This is a genomic window from Actinocorallia lasiicapitis (assembly GCF_054778695.1).
The window spans coordinates 1-5101 of the sequence record NZ_BAAGZI010000403.1 but is presented as its reverse complement, the minus strand read 5'-3'; the positions used below and the strand labels follow the sequence as shown (position 1 = coordinate 5101).

Genomic DNA, 5101 nt, shown 5'->3' with positions numbered 1-5101 from the left:
GCCGCCGCGCGTTGCGCCGGTTGATCGCCCAGACCAGCAGGGCGACGACGGACGAGCCGCCGGCCACGGCCGCGCCGCGCTTCACGTGGACGGCCTGGAGCCGTTCGCCCGCCGCGTCCTTGAGCCGCCGTCCGCGCTCCTGCGCGAGGTCGGTGATCGCGCCGGTCCTGTGCTCGTTCTCGGCCTGCCCGGGGGTCGGGGCCACGGTCGGGCTGGTGGTCTTGCCGGTTCCTGGCGTCGAGTTCATCGTGCGCTCCTTCGTCGAGTTCGTCGAGAGTCTTCGTGCCCCTCGGAGTTCCCTGAGTCCGGGTTCTAAACGGACGCCGATGTTTCAGCCCCGTGGGTCGGGCACGGGAACCGGGGACCGAGGAAAGGAGAGCACCATGAACGAAGAGGTCTGGAACTACGGACCCACCGCCGGCTACCCGATCGACGCCGACATCGTCGGCTACCGCGTCGAGGCGCTCGACGGGCACATCGGCAAGGTCGACAAGCACTCCCGGGAGGTCGGCGCCGCGTACCTGGTCGTCGACACCGGGCCGTGGATCCTCGGCAAGGAGGTCCTGATCCCGGCGGGCGTCGTCGAGCGCATCGACCCCGTCCAGGAGAAGGTCTACGTCTCCCGGTCCAAGGAGCAGATCAAGAACGCTCCCGAGTTCGACCGGGACAAGCACGAGGGCGACTCCGGCTACCACGAGGAGGTCGGCGGCTACTACGGTGGCCCGCCGTTCCTCGCGTAGCACCGTCGCGAACCCGGGTGCCGGGCCCCTTGCGGGGTCCGGCACCCTTCTGTGCGTTGCGGCGGTTCCGTCACTCCTCCCGTCCCGCGGCCTCCGGGACGGGTTCGAGGGCGTGCGCGAGGGCGTCCAGGATCGGGAACGTGAGCCCCGAAAGGTCGAGGACCCGGCGCGGGCCGCCGCCCGGCGGGGCGACGAGCCGTAGGCTCCCGAACGACGACCGGACCGCGAACCTGGTCTTGGCCAGCAGTTCCACCCCGCCGGAGTCCAGGACGGTCACCCCGCTGAGGTCGATGATCGCGTGGACGGGCGCCGGGCCCAGGATCACGGCCGTGAGGATCTCGGCCTCGGCCGCCTCGACGGTCGAGTCCTGGAGTTCACCGGTCAGCCCGAGGATCAGGAAGGCATCGTGACGTCGCGAGTTCACCGTCAACACGGGATCATGTCCTTCCGTAGTGGCGAAACGAACGAGGCCGTCGAGCGAACGGCCGACACATGAAATCTTATTCTGTAAACAAGTTTCAGGGAATGGCCGCCGAGGGCCGGACCTGAGAGGAGGTGGCGGCCCATGGACCCAGCGGAGCGCCCCGAAGACGGCAAGCCGTGGACCTTCCTGACCAACCACGCCCGCGTGCTGATCCAGATCGCCCGCGATCCCGAGGCGCGGATCCGGGACATCGCCGAGGCGATCGGCATCACCGAGCGCGCCACCCATCTGATCGTCGCCGATCTGGAGTCCGCGGGTTATCTGACGCGCCACCGGGTCGGCCGCCGCAACACCTACACGCTCGACGCCGCCCGCCCGTTCCGGCACCCCTCCGAGGCCGATCACGGCATCCAGCCGCTCATCGCCCTCTTCGCCCCGCGCACGGAGGAAGACGCGTGACGAGCCGCTGATCGCGGACCGGGCATGGCCGCCCGGACGTGACATGGGTGCGAAGCGTGACATGTTCCCGCCGGGGCACCGCTTCGGGGATCGGCCGGGTTCGGGGTTACTGGAGTGTGCGGCGGCCGGACGGCCGGCGCGGAAGCGCACTTCGGGAGTCGCGATGACGGTGACGGTTTCGGGGTTGGTCAGCGAGCCGTGGGCTCGGCGCGGGGTGGCCGGGATCCTCGCGGAGACACGGGAGGCGGTGGAGCCCGTCCACCGGGCGACGATCAGCGGGCTGCCCCAGGAGATCCGGCATATCGCTGGATACCACATCGGCTGGTGGGACTCGGGGGGACGGCCGACCGGCGGCCAGGGCAAAGCGGTCCGTCCGGCGCTGACGCTGGGTTGCGCGCGCGCCGTGCTCGGTCCCGGCACCGGCGCCGAACGGGCCGGACGCTGGGCGGCGGCCGCTGCCGCTGCCGTGGCGGTCGAGATGGTGCACGACTTCTCCCTGCTGCACGACGACGTGATGGACGGCGACCCGGTGCGCCGGCACCGTCCCGCGGTCTGGGTGGAGTTCGGGACGAGCCAGGCGCTCCTGGTCGGGGACACGCTGCTGGCGGCGGCCGTGGACCTCGTCGGCGCCGAGCCGTGGGTCAAGGTGCTGACCGCCGCGGTCGTCGACCTCTGCCTCGGGCAGGCCGCCGATCTGCGGTTCGAGACCGGGACGGGCATCGCCCTGGAGGAGTGCCTGGCCATGGCCGCGGGCAAGACGGGCGCCGTGCTCGGCGCGGCCTGCGCGATGGGCGCGCTGGCCGCCGGAGCCCCCGCCCCCGACGCCGACCACTACCGCGGCTTCGGTCTGGAGGTGGGGCTGGCGTTCCAGCACACCGACGATCTGCTGGGCATCTGGGGTGATCCGGCGGCGACCGGGAAGCCGGTCGGAAGCGATCTGGCGTCCCGGAAGAAGAGCCTGCCCGTGGTGGCCGCGCTGGCGTCCGGCACGACGGCGGGCGACCGGCTGGCCGACCTCTACGCCCAGGACGGCGAACTGGACGACGACCAGCTCACCCGGGCGGCGTCCCTGGTGGAGGCGGCGGGCGGCCGGGAATGGGCCCGCGCAGAGGCGGACCGCAGGATCGCCGTGGCGCTGGACCATCTCGACGCCGCCCGCCCCGACCCCGACGCCGCCGCCGACCTGCGGACCCTGGCGGCCTTCATGCTCCGCAGGGAGCACTGATGGAGGTCCTGCTGGCTTCGCCGCGCTCGTTCTGCGCCGGGGTGGACCGGGCGATCGAGACGGTCGAACGGGTCCTGGCGACGGCCGTAGCGCCGGTCTACGTGCGCAAGCAGATCGTCCACAACGCCCACATCGTGGCCGGGCTGCGCGCCCAGGGCGCGATCTTCGTGGACGAGCTGGACCAGGTGCCCGACGGCGCGACCGTCGTGTTCTCCGCCCACGGGGTCTCGCCCGCGGTCCGGCGGGAGGCCGAACGGCGCGGCATGAACGTCATCGACGCGACCTGCCCGCTGGTGACCAAGGTCCACCGGGAGGCGCGGCGCCACGCCGAGCACGGCGACACGATCGTCCTGGTCGGCCATGCCGGCCACGAGGAGGTCGAGGGGACGATGGGCGAGGCGCCGCACGCCACGGTCCTCGTCGAGTCGGAGCGGGACGTCGCCTCGGTCCGGGTGGCCGATCCGTCGCGGGTCGCGTTCCTCACCCAGACCACGCTGGCCGTCGACGAGACCGGCGACATCATCGACGCGCTGCGCGCCCGCTTCCCGCAGATCACGGGGCCCGGCGCCGACGACATCTGCTACGCGACCACCAACCGGCAGCGGGCCGTGGCCGCGGTCATCGCCGACGCCGACCTGCTCCTGGTGGTCGGCTCGGCGAACTCCTCCAACTCGGTGCGCCTGGTCGAGCTGGCCCTGCGCGCGGGCGTCCCGGCCCATCTCATCGAGGACGCCACCGAGATCGAGGAGTCCTGGCTGGCCGGGGTCGCGGTGGTCGGGGTGAGCGCGGGCGCGTCCGCCCCGCCCCATCTGGTCGACCAGGTGGTCGGGCGGCTGCGCGAGCTCGGCGCCGACACGGTCGAGGAGCGGTCGGTCGCCACGGAGTCGGTCGAGTTCGCCCTGCCCCGGCAGGTCCGCCGGGAACGGGAGGGCGGACGATGACGGTCCAGATCGACCGGATGACGGCCTTCCCGCTGATCTCCCGGCTCGGCGGCCCGGAAGATCTGCGCGCCCTGCCCGCCACGGCGCTGCCGGAGCTGGCGGCCGAGATCCGCGGCTTCCTCGTGGAGAAGGTGTGCGCGACCGGCGGGCACCTCGGCGCGAACCTCGGGGTCGTGGAGCTGACGATCGCGCTGCACCGGGTGTTCGGCTCCCCGGCCGACGCGCTGGTGTTCGACACCGGCCACCAGGCCTACGTCCACAAGATCCTGACGGGTCGTGCCGCGCGTTTCGACACGCTCCGCCAGGCCGGCGGCCTGTCGGGATACCCCGATCCCGAGGAGTCGGCGCACGACTGGGTGGCCAGTTCGCACGCCTCCACGGCCCTGTCCTACGCCGACGGGCTCGCGAAGGGGTTCGGGCTGGCCGGCCGCGGCCGCCGCGCCGTGGCGGTGATCGGCGACGGCGCCCTCACCGGTGGCCTGGCGTTCGAAGGACTCAACAACCTGGCCGCCGCGCAGGACCGCCCGGTGATCGTGGTGCTCAACGACAACGGCAGATCCTACGATCCGACCGTCGGCGGCCTGGCCCGCCATCTGGCCGCGCTGCGCGACCGCACCGGCGACGGCAACGTCTTCGAACAGCTCGGGCTCGCCTACGTGGGCCCGGTCGACGGCCATGACCTCGACGCCCTGGAGGACGCCTTCCGGCGGGCGAGGTCGGCGCGCCGCCCGGTCGTGGTGCACGCCGTCACCGAGAAGGGGCGCGGCTGGCGGCCCGCCGAGACCGACCAGGACGACAGGATGCACGGGATCGGCGTCCTCGACCCGGCGACGGGCCGCCCGCGGGCCGCCTCCCGGCCGTCGTGGACGTCGGTGTTCGCCGAGGAGATCGTCCGGATCGGCCGGGACAGACCGGACGTCGTGGGCGTCACCGCCGCGATGCGGATCCCCGTCGGCCTGCACCGGTTCGGCGCGGCCTTCCCCGACCGGCTGTTCGACGTCGGGATCGCCGAGCAGCACGCGGTCTGCTCGGCCGCCGGGCTGGCGATGGCCGGGACCCATCCGGTGGTCTGCGTGTACGCCACGTTCCTGAACCCGGCCTTCGACCAGGTCCTGATGGACATCGCCCTGCACCGCCTGCCCGTCACCTTCGTCCTCGACCGGGCCGGGATCACCGGCCCCGACGGCGCCTCCCACCACGGCATGTGGGACTCCTCGATCCTGTCGGCCGTGCCGGGGCTACGGGTGGCCGCGCCCCGCGACCCCGCGCGGCTGCGCGAACTGCTCGGCGAGGCCGTCGCCGCGGCCGGGCC

General features: G+C 73.0%; 7 protein-coding genes. 5 read left to right on the top strand and 2 right to left on the bottom strand.

What is annotated here, in order from left to right; translation table 11 throughout:
* A partial coding sequence (locus ACYVE7_RS28770; protein WP_460368985.1) for a hypothetical protein occupies window positions 1-247 on the bottom strand: 247 nt, incomplete at its 3' end.
* Window positions 248-383: 136 nt separating this feature from the next.
* On the opposite strand from ACYVE7_RS28770, the gene ACYVE7_RS28765 reads away from it, so the two are divergent.
* A complete protein-coding gene (locus ACYVE7_RS28765) occupies window positions 384-740 on the top strand; it encodes a PRC-barrel domain containing protein (protein WP_460368983.1) in 357 nt (118 codons plus the stop codon).
* Between the two features lie 70 nt (window positions 741-810).
* On the opposite strand, the gene ACYVE7_RS28760 is transcribed toward ACYVE7_RS28765, so the two are convergent.
* The gene (locus tag ACYVE7_RS28760) at window positions 811-1164 is read right to left on the bottom strand and encodes an STAS domain-containing protein (RefSeq protein WP_460368981.1); all 354 of its coding nucleotides are present in this window, start codon (window positions 1162-1164) and stop codon (window positions 811-813) included.
* A gap of 141 nt (window positions 1165-1305) precedes the next feature.
* On the opposite strand from ACYVE7_RS28760, the gene ACYVE7_RS28755 reads away from it, so the two are divergent.
* The 4 genes from ACYVE7_RS28755 to ACYVE7_RS28740 all read left to right on the top strand — a co-directional run.
* Window positions 1306-1623 (top strand): helix-turn-helix transcriptional regulator, encoded by a 318-nt coding sequence (locus ACYVE7_RS28755; protein WP_460368979.1) that lies wholly within the window; start codon window positions 1306-1308, stop codon window positions 1621-1623.
* A 163-nt stretch (window positions 1624-1786) separates the two neighbouring features.
* Window positions 1787-2848: a polyprenyl synthetase family protein gene (locus tag ACYVE7_RS28750; RefSeq protein WP_460368977.1), complete on the top strand. Its 1062-nt coding sequence runs from the start codon at window positions 1787-1789 to the stop codon at window positions 2846-2848.
* Complete coding sequence (locus ACYVE7_RS28745) at window positions 2848-3789, top strand: 4-hydroxy-3-methylbut-2-enyl diphosphate reductase (protein WP_460368975.1); 942 nt, start codon at window positions 2848-2850, stop codon at window positions 3787-3789. The genes ACYVE7_RS28750 and ACYVE7_RS28745 overlap by 1 nt, the downstream gene beginning before the upstream one ends.
* A partial coding sequence (locus ACYVE7_RS28740; protein ID WP_460368974.1) for a 1-deoxy-D-xylulose-5-phosphate synthase occupies window positions 3786-5101 on the top strand: 1316 nt, incomplete at its 3' end. The genes ACYVE7_RS28745 and ACYVE7_RS28740, both read left to right, overlap by 4 nt.